The 15,625-nt window shown below is 67.8% G+C and carries 21 protein-coding genes; 17 read left to right on the top strand and 4 right to left on the bottom strand.

What is annotated here, in order from left to right; translation table 11 throughout:
• Positions 1-3 precede the first annotated feature (3 nt).
• From ACP69V_RS04855 to ACP69V_RS04840, 4 genes are all read left to right on the top strand, one after another.
• Positions 4-1,431, top strand: a complete 1,428-nt coding sequence (locus ACP69V_RS04855; RefSeq protein ID WP_426022878.1) for a bifunctional metallophosphatase/5'-nucleotidase — start codon at positions 4-6, stop codon at positions 1,429-1,431.
• An 11-nt stretch (positions 1,432-1,442) separates the two neighbouring features.
• The gene (locus ACP69V_RS04850) at positions 1,443-2,060 is read left to right on the top strand and encodes an SAM-dependent methyltransferase (RefSeq protein ID WP_426022877.1); all 618 of its coding nucleotides are present in this window, start codon (positions 1,443-1,445) and stop codon (positions 2,058-2,060) included.
• A gap of 29 nt (positions 2,061-2,089) precedes the next feature.
• Positions 2,090-2,614, top strand: coding sequence for a DsrE family protein (locus tag ACP69V_RS04845; protein WP_426022876.1), 525 nt, complete (start codon positions 2,090-2,092; stop codon positions 2,612-2,614).
• 99 nt (positions 2,615-2,713) lie between these two features.
• Entirely contained in the window at positions 2,714-3,364 is a 651-nt protein-coding gene (locus ACP69V_RS04840; RefSeq protein ID WP_426022875.1) for a peroxiredoxin, read from the top strand.
• A 61-nt stretch (positions 3,365-3,425) separates the two neighbouring features.
• Here the strand turns inward: ACP69V_RS04840 and ACP69V_RS04835 are convergent, their stop codons facing one another.
• Entirely contained in the window at positions 3,426-3,587 is a 162-nt protein-coding gene (locus tag ACP69V_RS04835; protein ID WP_426022874.1) for a hypothetical protein, read from the bottom strand.
• Between ACP69V_RS04835 and ACP69V_RS04830 the strand changes: the two genes are divergently transcribed.
• The 3 genes from ACP69V_RS04830 to ACP69V_RS04820 all read left to right on the top strand — a co-directional run bounded on the left by ACP69V_RS04830 (position 3,532) and on the right by ACP69V_RS04820 (position 6,628).
• Positions 3,532-4,326 (top strand): MBL fold metallo-hydrolase, encoded by a 795-nt coding sequence (locus ACP69V_RS04830; RefSeq protein WP_426024033.1) that lies wholly within the window; start codon positions 3,532-3,534, stop codon positions 4,324-4,326. The two genes, ACP69V_RS04835 and ACP69V_RS04830, sit on opposite strands and share 56 nt — an antisense overlap.
• Entirely contained in the window at positions 4,326-5,099 is a 774-nt protein-coding gene (locus ACP69V_RS04825; protein ID WP_426022873.1) for a substrate-binding domain-containing protein, read from the top strand. The genes ACP69V_RS04830 and ACP69V_RS04825 overlap by 1 nt, the downstream gene beginning before the upstream one ends.
• A gap of 143 nt (positions 5,100-5,242) precedes the next feature.
• Positions 5,243-6,628 (top strand): L,D-transpeptidase family protein, encoded by a 1,386-nt coding sequence (locus tag ACP69V_RS04820; protein ID WP_426022872.1) that lies wholly within the window; start codon positions 5,243-5,245, stop codon positions 6,626-6,628.
• A 3-nt stretch (positions 6,629-6,631) separates the two neighbouring features.
• Here the strand turns inward: ACP69V_RS04820 and ACP69V_RS04815 are convergent, their stop codons facing one another.
• Genes ACP69V_RS04815 through ACP69V_RS04805 form a run of 3 tightly spaced genes read right to left on the bottom strand, consistent with a single transcriptional unit; the run spans position 6,632 to position 8,128 of the window.
• Positions 6,632-7,027 carry a cupin domain-containing protein gene (locus ACP69V_RS04815; RefSeq protein ID WP_426022871.1) on the bottom strand — a complete coding sequence of 132 codons (396 nt, stop codon included), beginning with the start codon at positions 7,025-7,027 and terminating at the stop codon, positions 6,632-6,634.
• Positions 7,028-7,052: 25 nt separating this feature from the next.
• The gene (locus ACP69V_RS04810; protein ID WP_008259045.1) at positions 7,053-7,472 is read right to left on the bottom strand and encodes an ArsR/SmtB family transcription factor; all 420 of its coding nucleotides are present in this window, start codon (positions 7,470-7,472) and stop codon (positions 7,053-7,055) included.
• The gene (locus ACP69V_RS04805) at positions 7,469-8,128 is read right to left on the bottom strand and encodes a peroxiredoxin (protein WP_426022870.1); all 660 of its coding nucleotides are present in this window, start codon (positions 8,126-8,128) and stop codon (positions 7,469-7,471) included. The genes ACP69V_RS04810 and ACP69V_RS04805 overlap by 4 nt, the downstream gene beginning before the upstream one ends.
• A gap of 104 nt (positions 8,129-8,232) precedes the next feature.
• Here ACP69V_RS04805 and ACP69V_RS04800 point away from each other — a divergent pair, with 104 nt between their 5' ends.
• Genes ACP69V_RS04800 through ACP69V_RS04755 form a run of 10 tightly spaced genes read left to right on the top strand, consistent with a single transcriptional unit; the run spans position 8,233 to position 15,595 of the window.
• On the top strand, positions 8,233-9,174 hold the full coding sequence (locus ACP69V_RS04800) for an MBL fold metallo-hydrolase (protein WP_426022869.1): 942 nt from the start codon (positions 8,233-8,235) through the stop codon (positions 9,172-9,174).
• Between the two features lie 12 nt (positions 9,175-9,186).
• Positions 9,187-9,621, top strand: a complete 435-nt coding sequence (locus tag ACP69V_RS04795; RefSeq protein WP_137721934.1) for a YeeE/YedE family protein — start codon at positions 9,187-9,189, stop codon at positions 9,619-9,621.
• Positions 9,618-10,037, top strand: a complete 420-nt coding sequence (locus tag ACP69V_RS04790) for a DUF6691 family protein (protein ID WP_426022868.1) — start codon at positions 9,618-9,620, stop codon at positions 10,035-10,037. Before ACP69V_RS04795 ends, ACP69V_RS04790 begins: the two co-directional genes overlap by 4 nt.
• 29 nt (positions 10,038-10,066) lie before the next feature.
• Positions 10,067-10,489, top strand: a complete 423-nt coding sequence (locus ACP69V_RS04785; RefSeq protein WP_426022867.1) for a TIGR01244 family sulfur transferase — start codon at positions 10,067-10,069, stop codon at positions 10,487-10,489.
• A complete protein-coding gene (locus ACP69V_RS04780; protein WP_426022866.1) occupies positions 10,486-11,763 on the top strand; it encodes an FAD/NAD(P)-binding oxidoreductase in 1,278 nt (425 codons plus the stop codon). The genes ACP69V_RS04785 and ACP69V_RS04780 overlap by 4 nt, the downstream gene beginning before the upstream one ends.
• A gap of 8 nt (positions 11,764-11,771) precedes the next feature.
• A complete protein-coding gene (locus ACP69V_RS04775) occupies positions 11,772-12,566 on the top strand; it encodes a sulfite exporter TauE/SafE family protein (RefSeq protein ID WP_008264059.1) in 795 nt (264 codons plus the stop codon).
• Positions 12,567-12,575: 9 nt separating this feature from the next.
• Positions 12,576-14,003 carry a cytochrome ubiquinol oxidase subunit I gene (locus tag ACP69V_RS04770; protein ID WP_426022865.1) on the top strand — a complete coding sequence of 476 codons (1,428 nt, stop codon included), beginning with the start codon at positions 12,576-12,578 and terminating at the stop codon, positions 14,001-14,003.
• Positions 13,993-14,994, top strand: a complete 1,002-nt coding sequence (gene cydB, locus ACP69V_RS04765) for a cytochrome d ubiquinol oxidase subunit II (RefSeq protein WP_426022864.1) — start codon at positions 13,993-13,995, stop codon at positions 14,992-14,994. Before ACP69V_RS04770 ends, cydB begins: the two co-directional genes overlap by 11 nt.
• Complete coding sequence (locus tag ACP69V_RS04760; RefSeq protein ID WP_426022863.1) at positions 14,994-15,122, top strand: hypothetical protein; 129 nt, start codon at positions 14,994-14,996, stop codon at positions 15,120-15,122. Before cydB ends, ACP69V_RS04760 begins: the two co-directional genes overlap by 1 nt.
• Positions 15,119-15,595 carry a methyltransferase family protein gene (locus ACP69V_RS04755; RefSeq protein WP_426022862.1) on the top strand — a complete coding sequence of 159 codons (477 nt, stop codon included), beginning with the start codon at positions 15,119-15,121 and terminating at the stop codon, positions 15,593-15,595. Before ACP69V_RS04760 ends, ACP69V_RS04755 begins: the two co-directional genes overlap by 4 nt.
• Positions 15,596-15,625: the final 30 nt, after the last annotated feature.

The raw sequence follows: 15,625 nt of genomic DNA, 5'->3' as shown, positions 1-15,625 counted from the left end.
GCCATGGCCGCCCTGACCCTGCTCCAACTGAACGACCTGCACGGCTATCTCGAGCCGCACCCGGAACTGGTGCGCACCGAAGGCGGCTGGCGGTTCGAAAGGCTGGGCGGGGTCGCCCGCATCGCGCGCCTCTTCGAAGAGGCGCGCGCCGAAGGCCCATGTCTGACCCTGGATAACGGCGACACCTTCCACGGCACGCGGGTCGCCGTCGCCAGCCGGGGCGAGGCCTTGGTCCCGATCATGAACGCTCTGAAGATCGACGCCATGACGGCGCACTGGGAGTTCGCCTATGGCCCCGCGGGGTTCAAGGCGTTGGCGGCGCGACTGGAGTATCCCGTCCTGGCCGCCAATGTCTTCCGCAAGGATGACGGCGCGCCCGTGTTCGACGGGCGATGGGTGTTCGAGCGCGGCGGTCTGAGGATCGGCGTGATCGGCCTGGCCTGCCCCATCGTCGACAAAACCATGCCCCCCGCCTTCTCTGAAGGCGTGCGGTTTGAAATGGGCGTGGCCGAAGCCCGCGAGCAGCTGCACCGGCTCCGCGAGGAGAAGGTCGATCTGGTCGTCCTGCTGTCGCACCTGGGCTTTCCGCAGGATCTCAAGCTGGCCGCCGAGACGCCGGGCATCGACGTGATCCTGAGCGGCCATACCCATAACCGTCTGCACGAGCCGGCCCGCGTCGGCGACACCCTGATCATTCAGTCCGGCTGCCACGGCGCCTATATCGGCCGGCTGGACCTGGAGATTGCAGAGGGCCGCCTGTCCCTGCGCCGCCATCGGCTCATAGCCGTGGACGCTGGCCCCGAAGACGATCAAGTCGCCGGCTTGGTGGTGACGGCCCTGGCTCCCGAGCGGGAGCGTCTGGCGCGCGTCATCGGCCGCACGGTCATCCCCCTTCACCGCTACGCCATGGCCAGCGCGCCGATGGACGACGTCCTTCTGGCCGCAGCGGCGCAGGCGGCGGACGTGGACATCGCCTTCTCGAACGGCTGGCGATACGGCGCGCCCGTCCCGCCGGGTCCGGTCACTCTGGGCGACCTCTACAATATGGCGCCGATGAACCCACCCATCTCGCGCACGACGCTGACCGGAGCCGAGTTGAAGGCGATGCTGGAAGAGAATCTTGAGCGCACCTTCGCCGGCGACCCGTACGAACAGATGGGCGGCTATATCAAACGCTGCCGGGGCTTGACGGCCTTCGTGAAGCTGGAGAACCCGAAGGGACAGCGCCTTGATCGCCTGCTGGTCGGGGACCGCCCTTTCGAGCCGGAGGCGGACTATCCGGTGGCCTTCGTCACCGCCCAGGGCGTGCCCGAACATTACGGGCGGGACCGCCGGACGCTCGACATCGACACTGTGGGCGCGCTTGAATCCTGGTTCGCCGACCATACGCCTGGCGAGACCGATCTGCCCGCCAGCGTCCTCATCATCTGAAGGAAGACCTTATGGACTCCATCGCCGCCCGCGACTTCTGGAACAGCCGCTATGACCGCCAGGACTATCTGTTCGGCGAGACGCCCAACGCCTTCCTGGCCGCTCAGATCGCGCGGCTCCAGCCCGGCATGACCGCTCTGGCGGTCGCCGACGGCGAGGGACGAAACGGCGTTTGGCTCGCCGAACAGGGCCTGACTCTCACGACCACGGATATCGCCCCACGCGCGGTCGAGAAGGCCCTCGCCCTGGCCGAGCGACGCGGGGTCACACTGGACGCTCAGGTGGCGGACCTCGAGACCTGGGCCTGGCCGCAGGACGCCTTCGACGTCGTGGTCGCCGTCTTCATTCAGTTCGCCCCGCCTCCGCTGCGCGACCGCATTTTCGAGCGTATGAAGGCGGCCGTGAAGCCTGGCGGCCTGATCCTGCTGCAGGGCTATCGGCCGGAACAGATCGCCTATGGAACGGGCGGCCCGGGGCAGGTCGAGAACCTCTACACCGAGGCGCTGCTCCGCGAAGCCTTCGCCGACTTCGACATCCTGCATCTGAAAAGCCACGACAGCGACGTCTCCGAAGGCGCCGGCCACAGCGGCCGGTCCGCCCTGATCGATCTCGTCGCCCGCCGTCCCTGACCCCCAGCGCCCGCACACCGGAACCGGCCATGAAAACCCTCCTCCTCGCCCTGTCCCTGGCCGCCTCCCTGGCGGCCTCCCCGAGCTTCGCCCAGGCTGTCTCTGGCTTCGGCGGCTTCAAGCCCCTGCCCGAGGCCGGCGAACAGCCGGATCCGTCGCGCGTCTATCGGGTCATCTTCGACGTCTCCCAGGGCGGTCCGGACGACAGGCCGCTGAAGGGGCTGGATCGCGTTGCACGGCTGGCGAATATGCTGGCGGCGGGCGACGTGGACGCCGACCAGCGTCAGATCGTCGTCGTGCTACACGGCGCCGCCACCCCTGCGGTCCTGTCCGACGCCGCCTGGGCCGCGCGCGGCAAGGGCGACGCCAACCCCAACAGCGCCCTGATCCGCAGCCTCATCGCCGCCGGCGTCCAGGTTCGGCTGTGCGGCCAGGCCATGGCCGGGAACGGCATCGCGCAAGCCGACCTCGAACCGGGCGTGAGCGTTGATCTCGCCGCCCTGATGACGGTCATCCACCTTCAACAGGCCGGATATGCCCTGGTTGTGAACTGACGTCTCGGCATAGGCGGAACCTTCACTGGCCATAAGAACTATTAGTTTGGGTAAGTGTGTATGTAAGTGTTCAATGGGGCGTCTGAAGGAGACATCGACATGACCGGACTGCCCCGCCTCAACGAACCCGCCCCCGACTTTCACGCCCGTACCACGCACGGGGATCGCAGCCTGGCCGATTACCGCGGCAAATGGCTGATCCTCTTCTCCCACCCGTCGGACTTCACCCCGGTCTGCACGACCGAGTTCATCGGCTTCGCCAAGCACGCGGATGAATTCGCCGCCTTGAACTGCGAGCTCCTGGGGCTTTCGATCGACAGCATCTTTTCGCACCTGGCCTGGACCCGGAACATCAAGGAGAAGTTCGGCGTCGAAATCCCCTTCCCCATCATCGAGGATCTGAAGATGGAGGTGGCCCAGGCCTACGGGATGATCCACCCCGGGGCGGCCGATACCTCGGCTGTTCGCGCGACCTTCCTGATCGATCCGGAAGGCAAGCTGCGCGCCATGGTCTACTATCCCATGAGCAATGGCCGCAGCATCGAAGAGTTCGTTCGGCTGCTCACCGCGCTCCAAGCGTCAGACGCCAACGGGGTCGCGACGCCTGAGAACTGGCGCCCTGGCCAACCGGCTATCGTCCCTCCGCCCAAGACCGCCGAGGCGGCCGAGGCTCGCGCTTCCGAGGGTTACGTCTACACCGACTGGTATTTCTCAACGCGCGACCTCCCCGACGCCCCGAAAGCCGCCTGATCGGACGCTGGCCGGACCGCGCAAGCGGTCCGGCCCTTTTCTTCGCAAACCAAACGGAGCCTTAATGCAGATCATCGACCACGGCGGAGCGCGCATCGCAGCGCTCCACGACAAGAAGACCGGCAGTTGGCAATGTCGTCTCCGACCCGGTCAGCCGCAAATGCGCGATCATCGATCCGGTCTGGGATTTCGACGAGAAGGCGGCGGCGACCTCGACCCGCAACGCCGACGCCATCCTGGACTACGTCAAGGCTGAAGGCCTGACCGTCGAATGGCTGCTGGACACCCATCCCCACGCCGACCACTTTTCGGCCGCGCCCTACCTTAAGCAAAAGCTGAGCGCGCCCACCGCCATCGGCGAGAAGGTCATCGGCGTCCAGAGGCTGTGGAAGGACATCTACGGCCTGGACGACGACGTCCCGACCGACGGTCGCCAGTGGGACCGTCTCTTCCAGGCCGGTGATACGTTTGCTGTCGGCGACCTGCAGGGGCGGGTCATCTTCTCCCCAGGCCACACCCTGGCGTCCATCACCTATGTGATCGGCGGCAACGCCTTCGTCCACGACACCCTGATGATGCCCTATGCCGGCACCTCGCGCGCCGACTTTCCGGGCGGCGATTCCAAGGCCCTCTACCGAAGCATCCAGGACATCCTGGCCCTGCCCGAGGAGACCGGCGTCTTCGTCGGCCACGACTACGGTCCCGATGGCCGCGAGCCCGCCTGCTTCAGCACCGTGAGAGAGCAGAAGGCGGACAACATCCATGTCGGCGGCGGACGCGGAGAGGCGGATTTTGTGCGGCTTCGCGACGGCCGGGACGCCACCCTACCCCTGCCGAGCCTGATGCTCTACGCGCTTCAGGTGAACATCCGCGGCGGGGTGCTGCCGCCGCCCGCGCCAGATGGGCGGGTCTATTTCAAGATCCCCGCCAATCACTTCGCCCCGCCCCAGGAGAACTCTTGATGCGTCTTTCCACCCTGGCCCTTGCCGCCCTTTTGAGCACGACGGCCCTGGCCGCCCACGCCCAGACGCCCGCCGATCCTCTTCATGTCTACGGCCCGGGCGGCCCCGCCCCCGCCATGCGCGAAGCGGCGAAGGCCTATGAAGCGCGCACCGGTCGCGCCGTGGCCGTCGTCGCCGGACCTGCGCCCCAATGGCTGGACCAGGCCAAGGCGGACGGCGACCTGATCTTCTCAGGCTCCGAGACGATGATGACCGACTTCGTCAGCGCTCTGGAGGGCCGCATCCGCGCAGAGGCGGTCGAGCCGCTCTATCTGCGCACCGCCTCCATTCTCGTTCGCCCGGGAAATCCGAACGGCATCGGCGGCCTGGAGGATCTTTTCCAGCCGGGTCGCCGAGTCCTGGTCGTCAACGGCGCGGGCCAGAACGGCCTGTGGGAAGATATGGCCGGTCGCACCGGCGACATCGCCAAGGTGCGCGCGCTGCGTCGCAACATCGTCGTCTACGCCCGCAACAGCGCCGAGGCCCGACAAGCCTGGATCGACGACCCGACGCTGGACGCCTGGATCATCTGGGGCATCTGGCAGGTCGCCAATCCGGACCTCGCTGATGTGGTCGAGGTCGAAGAGCCCTACCGCATCTACCGCGACGCCGGCGCCGTTGTGACCGAGACCGGCCGCCAGGACGCCGACGCCCAGCCGTTCCTTGAATTTTTGAAGTCCGACGATGGGGCCGCCATCTTCGCGCGTTGGGGCTGGCGGACCGGCCAACCTTAAGCCTGCCTTAAGGTGAACCCCGCGGTGTCGGCGGCATGGCCAACCGTCGCTCCTTTACCTTGAACCGCCGACACCTGCTCGCGGCGGCCGCGGCGCCGCTCTGGCTCTCGACGACCGCGCGAGCCGTATCGGCGCCCGCCGCGTTGAACATCACTGCCCTGACCACAGCCTTCTACGCCGCCCGCGGCGGACGCACGGCCTGGGCGGGGCCAGCGCGCCGGCAAGCCGTGGACGCCCTGGCTCTGGCGGACCGCCACGGTCTATCCGCGCCCGACGGTCTGGCCCTAAGTGAAGCCGAACTGACCCAGGCCGTCCTGACCCTGGCCGAGGCGCTCGCCCATGGCCGGGTCGACCCGGCATCCGTCGAGACCCTTTGGGAGATGGGTCGCAACCAGGTCGATACGCCGCCGCTGCTGGCGACGGCGGTCGACGACGGAACGTTGGCCGAGACGATGGCGGGCCTTGCGCCTCAGGACCGCGGCTATCAGGGCTTGTGCGACGGCTTCCTCCGCTATCGCGCCATCGCCGACCGCGGCGGCTGGCCGCCCTTCGCCCTGGGCGCGACGATCGAACCGTTTGCGTCCGACCCCCGTCTTCCCGCCCTCCTGCCGCGCCTTCGGGTGGAAGGCGATCTCAGCGACGCCGCCGCCTCCATGATCGGCCCGTCTGGTGGTGACTACGGCTCTGTTCTGCAAGAGGCCGTTCGGGCGTTCCAGGTGCGCCACGGTCTGGAGGCGGACGCCCGCATCGGCCCGGCGACCCAGCGGGCGCTGTCGATTTCGGCCGAGGCCCGTGCTCGCCAGATCGCGCTCAATCTGGAACGCCGCCGTTGGCTAAAGAGAGACGTGGCCCCGGAGCGGATCGAGGTGAACACCGCCGCCTCCATCATGGTCTACTGGAAGGACGGTCGGCCCGTGCATTCGATGCGGGTCGTGACGGGTGACGCCGACAATGCGACGCCCAGCCTCGAACGACCCTTCGCCTCGGTCGTCGCCAATCCGCCCTGGACGGTGCCGACCTCCATCGCCCAGCGCGAGATCCTGCCGCGCGGCGCCGCCTATATGCGGGCGAACAACATGACGATCCAGAACGGCATGGTGGTTCAGCGCGCCGGCCCGAACGCCGCCCTGGGCCAGGTTAAGTTCGAACTTCAGGACAGCTACGCCATCTTCCTGCACGACACCCCGTCGCGGGGCGCGTTCAATCAAAGCTTCCGCCATCTCAGTCACGGCTGCGTGCGGGTGCAGGACGCCGTCGGCTTCGCCCGCCTTCTGCTGGCGCCCGACCCCGACAGGCTCGCCCGCTTCGACGCCGCGCTGGACAGCGGCCAAACCGTCCGGGTGGCGACCGGTCGGCCGATCGACGTACGTCTGCTGTATTGGACCGCCTTCCTGGACGGCCAGGGCCGCGTCGCCTTTCGCGATGACATCTATCGTCGCGACACCCGTCTGGCGGAGGCGTTGGGTATCGCCCTGCACCTGCCGCGGCCCGACGACCGGCGCGCCGATGCGGACGACGTCGGCCCCTGACGGTTATTCGGTCGTGCGGCCGTCGAAATGCTCGTGGTCGGCGGAGGCCTCTTCCACCGTGGCGTGAACCGTCCCGTCGAGATGCTCCGGCGGGCCATAGAGGGTGTAGAGCCGAAGCGGCTCGGAACCCGTGCTGACCACATTGTGCCGGGCGCCCTGAGGGACGATGACACCGTCGTCCGCCTTCACGGCGTGACGCACGCCGTCGATCCAGATTTCGCCCTCACCGGCCTCAATGCGGAAGAACTGGTCGCGGTCGTCGTGGACCTCTTCGCCGATCTCCTGACCGGCCGGAATGGCCATGAGGACGAGCTGCAGATTGTGGCCGGTGTAGAGAACACGGCGAAAGTCTGTGTTGTCTTCCGTCAGACGTTCGATATTGTCGATGAAGCCCTTCACGAGAGTCTCCTGTGCGGGTTGGCCGTCAGCGACGTGCGACGGCGGTGATGCGAGCGAATTGCGCCGTGTCGCCGCGCGCCGGCGTCGATGGGCGGGGCGCCGGGGCGGCGACGCGGGCGCCGACCGCCTTCGCATCGCCGCAGAAGATTTCGTACAGCATGCCCATCACCGCCTGGGCCCGTTCGTCGGCGATCGAGTAGAAGATCGAGCGCGACTGCCGACGCGTCTTGACCAGACCGTACTGGCGCAGCTCAGCCAGCTGCTGGGACAGGGCCGGCTGTTTGATGCCCAGGTCCGCCTCGAGCTGCCCCACCGAGCGCTCCTCCTCGGCGATATGGCACAGGATCAGCAGCCGGTTGGCGTTGGCCAGCTGGCGCAACAGCTCTGCGGCCTCCGGCGCCTTTTCCTTCAACCGCTCCATGGCGGCCGCTTGATCGTCGGTCATGCGCGGCGCTCGCGATAGTACCAGGGCGCATCGCCTTCACCGTCGGCGATGGCGGCGTCCAGGGTGGTGGCGGCCGGCTCCAGCAGAGCGTCACCGGGCGTCCAGCCCGCCGGCGTGGAGGCCGCCTCGCGGTCCGAGGTCTGCAGGGCGGTGACAAGACGCAGCAGTTCATCAACCGAGCGGCCGATGTTCATCGGGTACCAGCTGATGGCGCGCACCACGCCTTCGGGATCGATCACGAAGGTGGCGCGCACCGTCGCGCTGTCGCTCGAGCCGGCGTCCACCATGCCGAAGGCGTGGCCGATGGCCATGGAGGGATCCTCGATGATCGGGAACGGCACCTTCACGCCGAAGCGGCGGTAAATGTCCTTCAGCCAGGCCAGGTGCGAATAAAGACTGTCCACCGACAGGGCCATCAGATCGCAGTCGATCGCCGCGAAGGCGTCGGCCTGCCGGGCCAGGGCCACGAACTCGCTGGTGCAGACCGGCGTGAAGTCCGCCGGATGCGAGAACAGCACCAGCCAGCGTCCGCGATAGTCGCTCAGGCGCTTTTCGCCCTGCGTCGTGCGCGCGCTGAAGTCCGGCGCCGTATCGTTGATGCGCAGGGCGCGCATTGCGGGGGGATAGACGGCTGGCCCGGTGTCGATCGTTTCCATAGCCGCAAGCTAAGCGCTTCCCACCGTTTCCGCTACATTAAAATACATACTTGCACGAACTATGAATAGGTATATGTGTTGAGTCACCGAAACGGAGACACGCCATGTCCTCGCCCATCCCCGATCCCGCCCGCGACCACGCCGCCGACATCGTGCGCGCCGCGCTGGGCGATCCTCGCCAGCGCCCTGTCGTCAAGTCATTCTTCGACGAGGCCACCTTCACCGTCAGCCATGTCGTACGCGATCCCGGCTCCGACGTCTGCGCCATCATCGACAGCGTGCTGGACTACGATCCAGCGTCCGGCCGCACCGCACACGCCTCGGCGGACGCCCTCATTGATTACGTGAAATCCGAAGGTCTCACGGTCCAGTGGCTGTTGGAGACCCACGCCCACGCCGATCACCTGTCGGCGGCGCCCTATCTCCAGGAAAAGCTCGGCGGTCAGCTGGCCATCGGCCATGAGATCCTCACCGTCCAGGCGGTCTTCGGCAAGATCTTCAACGAGGGGACCGACTTCCGCCGCGACGGCAGCCAGTTCGATCAGTTGTTCAACGACGGCGACCGGTTCGAGATCGGCGAGCTGAAGGCCACGGTGCTGCATGTGCCCGGCCATACCCCGGCCTGTCTGGCCTATGTCATCGGCGACGCCGTCTTTCCCGGGGACACCATGTTCATGCCCGACTACGGCACGGCGCGCTGCGACTTCCCCGGCGGCGACGCCGGGACCCTGTATCGCTCGATCCATCGCCTGACCTCCCTGCCGGACGAGGCGCGGGTCTTCCTGTGCCACGACTACAAGGCGCCGCCAGGCCGGACCGAGTTCGCCTGGGAGACCACCATCGGCGCCCAGCGCACCGGCAACATCCATATCCGCGACGGCGTCAGCGAGGACGAGTTCGTGGCCATGCGCACCCAGCGCGACGCCACCCTGCCCATGCCCAGGCTGATCCTGCCGTCAGTCCAGGTGAACATGAACGGCGGCCGCCCGCCCGAGCCCGAGGACAATGGGGTGCGCTACCTCAAGGTCCCGCTGAACGCGCTGTGAGGCGAGCCCCCCATGCTTGAACCCATTTCCTTCGTCTGGCCGCTGGCCGGCGGCCTGCTGGTCGGCCTGTCAGCCGGCCTTTATCTGCTGCTGAATGGGCGCGTGGCCGGGATCTCCGGCCTGACCGCCGCGGCGACCGGCCTGTCGAAAGGCGCGCCGCGCACCCTGGGCCTGCTTTTCATCGCCGGCCTGCTGGGCGGTGCGGCCCTGGCCTCGGCGCTGATCCGCAGGCCCGAGGTGCAGATCACCTCGGACATCTGGCTGCTGGTGCTCGGCGGCCTGATCGTCGGCTTCGGCACCCGCTGGGGCTCGGGTTGCACCAGCGGCCACGGCGTCTGCGGCCTGGCTCGCCTGTCGCCCCGCTCCATCGTCGCCACCGGCGTCTTTATGGCGGTTGCGGCCCTGACCGTCTTCGTCACCCGCCACCTGTTGGGAGGCCTGGCATGAACCGGCTGATCGTCGCCGTCCTGTGCGGCCTGCTGTTCGGCGCCGGCATGGTGGTGTCCGACATGATCAATCCGGCCCGCGTCCTGGCCTTCCTGGATGTGACGGGCGCCTGGGACCCCTCGCTGGCCTTCGTCATGGGCGGGGCGCTGATCCCCTCCGCCATCGCCTATCTGATCCGCCGGCGCATGGATGCGCCGGTCGCGGCCGAGACTTTTCACGTCCCCGAGAGCCGGAGCATCGACACGCCGCTGGTCGGCGGCGCCGTCCTGTTCGGCCTGGGGTGGGGGCTGGTCGGTCTGTGCCCCGGCCCGGCGCTGGCGGCCCTGACGACCGGCGCCTGGCAGGCCTTCGTCTTCGTCGGCGCCCTCGTGGCCGGCATGGCGCTGTTCCGCCTGACGCTCGACCGAAACGCCTGAACCAGAAAAGACCCTAGGGAGACAAAGCCATGGATATCCGCCCCCTGGACGAGGCCCTATCCGCCTCGCCCCAGATCGCCCCGGAAGACCTGCCCGCCATCGCGGCCCAGGGTTTCCGGTCGGTGATCTCCAACCGACCCGACGGCGAGGAGCCCGGCCAGCCCAGCGCCGAGGCTCTGCGCCAGGCCGCCAAGGCCGCCGGCCTCGCCTTCGCCCACGTTCCCGTGGTCGGCGGCGCCATCTCCGACCAGGACGTGGCGGACTTCCGCGAGGCTCTGGCTGACCTGCCCCAGCCCGTGTTCGGTTTCTGCCGCACCGGCACGCGCACGACCACCCTGTGGGCGCTCACGAACGCCGGCTCGGAGAGCCCCGATCATCTGATCGCCCGCGCCAAGAGCGCCGGCTACGACCTCGGCGCCCTGCGTACCCGTCTTGAAGGAGCCGCGTCATGAGCGCCCAATACGCCCCCTTGGATTCCTGCGATGTCCTGATCGTCGGCGGCGGATCCGCCGGCATCGCCACGGCCGCCAGCCTCCTGCGCCGCCGCCCAGGCCTCGATGTTCGCATCGTGGAGCCGTCCGAACATCACTACTATCAGCCCGGCTGGACCATGGTCGGCGCCGGCGTCTTCACGCCCGAGCGGACCCAGCGCCGCACCGAGGACCTGATCCCCCAAGGCGCCCAGTGGGTGCGTGGCGCGGTCGCGGCCTTCGACCCCATCCATGATCGCGTCGAACTGACCGACGGCCGCTGGATCGGCTATCGGATGCTGGTCGCGGCGCCGGGGCTGAAGCTGGACTGGGCGGCCATCCCTGGCCTGGCCGAAACCCTGGGACGCAACAACGTCACCTCCAACTACGGCTACGAGACTGCGCCCTACACCTGGAAGCTGGTGCAGGCGATGCGCAGCGGCCGGGCGATCTTCACCCAGCCGCCCATGCCGATCAAATGCGCCGGCGCCCCGCAAAAGGCCATGTATCTGTCGGCCGACCACTGGCGCGACAACGGCCGCAACGACATCGAGATCGAATTCCACAACGCCGGCCCGGTGTTGTTCGGGGTCAAGGACTACGTCCCGGCGCTGATGGAATATGTCCGCAAATACCGCATCGACCTGAACTTCGGGTCGAAACTCGTCGCGGTGGACGGCCCGGCGCGGATCGCGACCTTCGCCGTGACGGGTGCGGACGGCGAAGTGCGCCAGGCGCGGCGCGAGTTCGACTTCCTGCACGTCTGCCCGCCGCAGACCGCGCCGGACTTCATTCGCGAAAGCCCGCTGGCCGCCGAAAGCGGCTGGATCGAGGTGGACGACGCCACCTTGCGCCACAAGCGGTTCGAAAACGTCTTCGGCTTGGGCGACGCCTGCTCGGCCCCCAACGCCAAGACGGCTGCGGCAGCCCGCAAACAGGCGCCCGTCGTGGCCGAGAACATCCTGTCGCTGCTGGACGGCCAGCTGATGCGGGCGGTCTATGACGGCTATGGCTCATGCCCGCTCACGGTCGAGCGCGGCAAGATCGTCCTGGCCGAGTTCGGTTATGGCGGCAAGCTCCTGCCCAGCTTCCCGAAATGGCTTCTGGACGGCACCAAGCCGACCCGCCTGGCCTGGCTGCTGAAGTCCGAGGCGCTGCCGGAGATCTACTGGTCCGCCATGCTGAAGGGCCGAGAATGGATGGCCCACCCCCAGCACATCGAGCCCGCGCCTCAGCCTCGTCCCGCCGTCGCCTGAGCCTGATCATGGACCTGTCTCCGCTGCAGTACGGCCTCGGCGCCGGCGCCGGCTCGCTTGTCGGCTTCACCCTCGGCCTCGTCGGCGGCGGCGGATCCATCCTGGCCGTGCCGCTGATCGTCTATCTTGTGGGGGTCAAGGATCCGCATCTGGCGATCGGCACCAGCGCCTTCGCCGTCGCGGCCAACGCCTTCGCCAATCTGCTCAACCACGCGCGCCACGGCACGGTGAAATGGAAGATCGCCGGCCTGTTCGCCTTGGCCGGCGTCTTCGGCGCCTTTCTCGGCTCCAGCCTGGGCAAGGCGGTTGACGGTCAGAAGCTGCTGGCTCTGTTCGCCGCGCTGATGCTGGTGGTCGGGGTGCTGATGCTGAGAGGCCGCTCGGCCTCGGGGGACCCCGACGTGGTGCTAACGCCGGGCAATGCGCCGAAGCTCGTGGGAGCCGGCGCCCTGACAGGGATCATGTCCGGCTTCTTCGGCATCGGCGGCGGCTTCCTGATCGTCCCTGGCCTGATGGTCTCGACCCGCATGCCCATCTATTATGCGGTTGGCTCGTCGCTGGTCGGCGTGACGGCCTTCGGCCTGACGACGGCCTTCAACTACGCCCTGGACGGCTGGGTCGACTGGCCCCTGGCGGCCGTCTTCATTGGCGGCGGGGTGTTGGGCGGTCTGGTCGGCGCACGGCTCGCGAAAGCCCTGTCAGGACAAAAAGGCCTATTGAACACAGTGTTCGCCGGGCTGATCTTCGTCGTCGCCTTCTATATGCTTTACCGTAGCGCCGGCGCGCTCGGCCTGATCGGGTGAGACCACACCATGGAACTTGACGCCCTGATCCTGGCGCGGATGCAGTTCGCCTTCACCGTCGCCTTCCACATCGTCTTTCCGGCCTTCTCCATCGGCCTGGCCAGCTATCTGGCCGTGCTGGAGGCCCTGTGGCTGAAGACGGGGCGAGACCTCTATCTGAACCTGTTCAAATACTGGCTGAAGATCTTCGCCGTGGCCTTCGGCATGGGCGTCGTCTCGGGTCTGGTCATGTCCTACCAGTTCGGCACCAACTGGTCGGTCTTCTCCGACAAGGCCGGGCCGGTCATCGGCCCCTTGATGGCCTATGAGGTGCTCAGCGCCTTCTTCCTGGAGGCGGGTTTCCTGGGCGTCATGCTGTTCGGCCTGAACCGCGTCGGCAAGAAGCTGCACTTCCTGGCCACCCTGATGGTCGCGATCGGCACCTTCGCCTCGGCCTTCTGGATCCTGTCGGTCAACAGCTGGATGCAGACCCCGCAAGGCTACGCCATCAACGAGGTCGGCCAGTTCGTACCGGCCGACTGGTTCAAGATCGTCTTCAATCCCTCCTTCCCCTATCGCCTCGCCCACATGCTGTTGGCGGCCTATCTGACCACCGGCCTGGTGGTCGGCGCGGTCGGGGCCTGGCACCTGATGAAGGAGCGGACGAACAAGGGGGCGCGCAAGATGTTCGCCATGGCCATGGGCATGATCCTGGTCGCCGCCCCGGTCCAGATCTTCATCGGCGACATGCACGGGCTGAACACCCTGGAGCATCAGCCCGCCAAGGTCATGGCGATGGAAGGCCATTTCGAAAGCCATCCGGACGGAGCGCCCCTGATCCTGTTCGGCCTGCCCGATCGCGAGGCCGCCACCGTCCACGGCGCGGTCGAGATCCCCAAGCTGTCGTCCCTGATCCTGAAGCACGATCCGAACGCGCCGCTGGCCGGTCTTGACACCATCGCCCGCGCCGACTGGCCGCCCGTGGAGATCGTCTTCTGGTCCTTCCGCATCATGGTCGGCCTGGGCATGGCCATGCTGCTGCTGGGGCTCTGGGGGCTATATGCTCGCCTGCGCAAACGCCTCTACGATGCGCCCTGGCTGCACCGCTTCGCCCTGGTCATGGGACCGATGGGTTTCGTCGCCGTGCTGGCGGGCTGGATCACCACCGAGGTCGGCCGTCAGCCCTGGACCGTCTATGGCCTGTTGCGCACCGCCGACAGCGCCGCGCCCTTGGCTGCGCCTGCCGTCGCAACCTCCCTGGCCGCCTTCGCTGTGGTCTATTTCACCGTCTTCGGCGCCGGGGTCTTCTACATCCTGCGTCTGATGAGCCATGCGCCGCACCGGGACGAGCCGGGCGTGGCGGAAACCCCAATCCGCACGGCGGGCATCACCCCCGCCCCCGCCATCGACCCGGACCGCCCCATCCCGACCGGCGAGGAGACCGATCATGAGCGTTGATCTGACCCTGGTCTGGGCCGGCCTGCTGGCCTTCGCCGTCTTCGCCTATATCGTCATGGACGGGTTCGACCTGGGCGTCGGCATCCTGTTCCCGACGCTGAAGGCCGGCGATCAGCGCGACAAGGCGATGAACTCGATCGCCCCGGTGTGGGACGGCAACGAGACCTGGCTGATCCTGGGCGGCGGCGGCCTGTTCGCGGCCTTTCCTCTCGCCTACGCCGTGTTGATGCCGGCGGTCTATACGCCGATCATCGCCATGTTGCTCGGGTTGGTCTTCCGGGGCGTCGCCTTTGAATACCGCTGGCGCACGGTGCGGGCCAAGCCCGTCTGGGACATCGCCTTCTTCGGCGGCTCCCTGCTGGCCGCCTTCTCCCAGGGCGTCACCCTGGGGGCCATCCTGCAGGGGGTCGAGGTGTCAGGCCGCGCCTATGGCGGCGGCTGGTGGGACTGGCTCAGCCCCTTCAGCCTGCTGACCGGCGCTGCCGTCGTCGTCGGCTACGCCCTTCTGGGCGCCACCTGGCTGAACATGAAGACGGAAGGCGCGCTCCAGGCCCACGCCCGCGCCCAGGCCTGGAAGCTGGGTCCGGCGACCCTGCTGATGATTGGCGCAGTCAGCCTGGCCACGCCCTTCCTCGACGGCGAATACGCCCGGCGCTGGTTCGACTGGCCCGGCGTGCTTCTGACGGCCCAAGTGCCGTTGCTCGTTCTGATCGTCGCGGCCGCCTTCTTCTGGACCATGCGTCAGAAGCGTGAGGTCTGGCCCTTCCTGCTGTCGCTGGCCCTGTTCGCCGTCACCTTCGCGGGGCTGGGCGTCAGCGTCTTCCCCTACGCCGTGCCCGACGAGATCACTCTCTGGCAGGCCGCCGCCCCGGCCTCCAGCCAGCTATTCATGCTGGTGGGCGCCCTGATCCTGATCCCGATCATCCTGGCCTACACCGCCTATGCCTACTGGGTGTTTCGCGGCAAGGTCGGCGACGACGGTTACCACTGATGCGTCGCGGCTCCACAAACGGGCTCCGGCAGGGCCTTTGGTTCGTCGCCCTCTGGGTGCTGGGCGTGGGCGTCCTGGGCGTGATGGCCTATCTGCTGCGCGGCGTTCTCAAGCTGGCCGGCGGGTGAGGCCGCAGGCGCCTAACCGCTGGCCCTGGCCGCCGCTCATCACGGGCGGCGCCGTCCTTGTCGCGCTCCTCACGGCGCGTCTATGGTCCCCGCCCGCCCTCTTCCCCGGCGCCTTCGCCGCCGGCGGCCTCCTGGTCGGGCTCGCCCTTGGTCTGGACCTCTGGGCCATGCTGGAGATGCGGCGGCGGCGCGCCAACATCCTGCCGCACCGGGCGGCGACCGCTCTGGTCACGACCGGTCCGTTCGCCTGGAGCCGCAACCCGATCTATCTCGCTAACGGGCTGCTTCTGCTCGGCCTCGGGGGCCTGTTCGACAACGCCTGGTTCTTCGTGGCCGCCCCCGTCGCCGCCTTCGCCACCGACCGTCTCGCCATCCGGCGCGAGGAACGACACTTGGAGGCCCTCTTCGGCGCGGCGTGGTCCGTGTACGTGGGTCGGGTGCGCCGCTGGCTAGGCCGGCGGATGACGTCGTGATCACCTTAAGGCTGACTTAAGCTTGACCCG

The organism is Brevundimonas sp. PWP3-1b1 (genome assembly GCF_049896065.1).
Lineage (GTDB): Bacteria > Pseudomonadota > Alphaproteobacteria > Caulobacterales > Caulobacteraceae > Brevundimonas > Brevundimonas intermedia_B.
The sequence above is the reverse complement of the archived record's forward strand: the minus strand, read 5'-3'. Positions and strand labels throughout refer to the sequence as shown.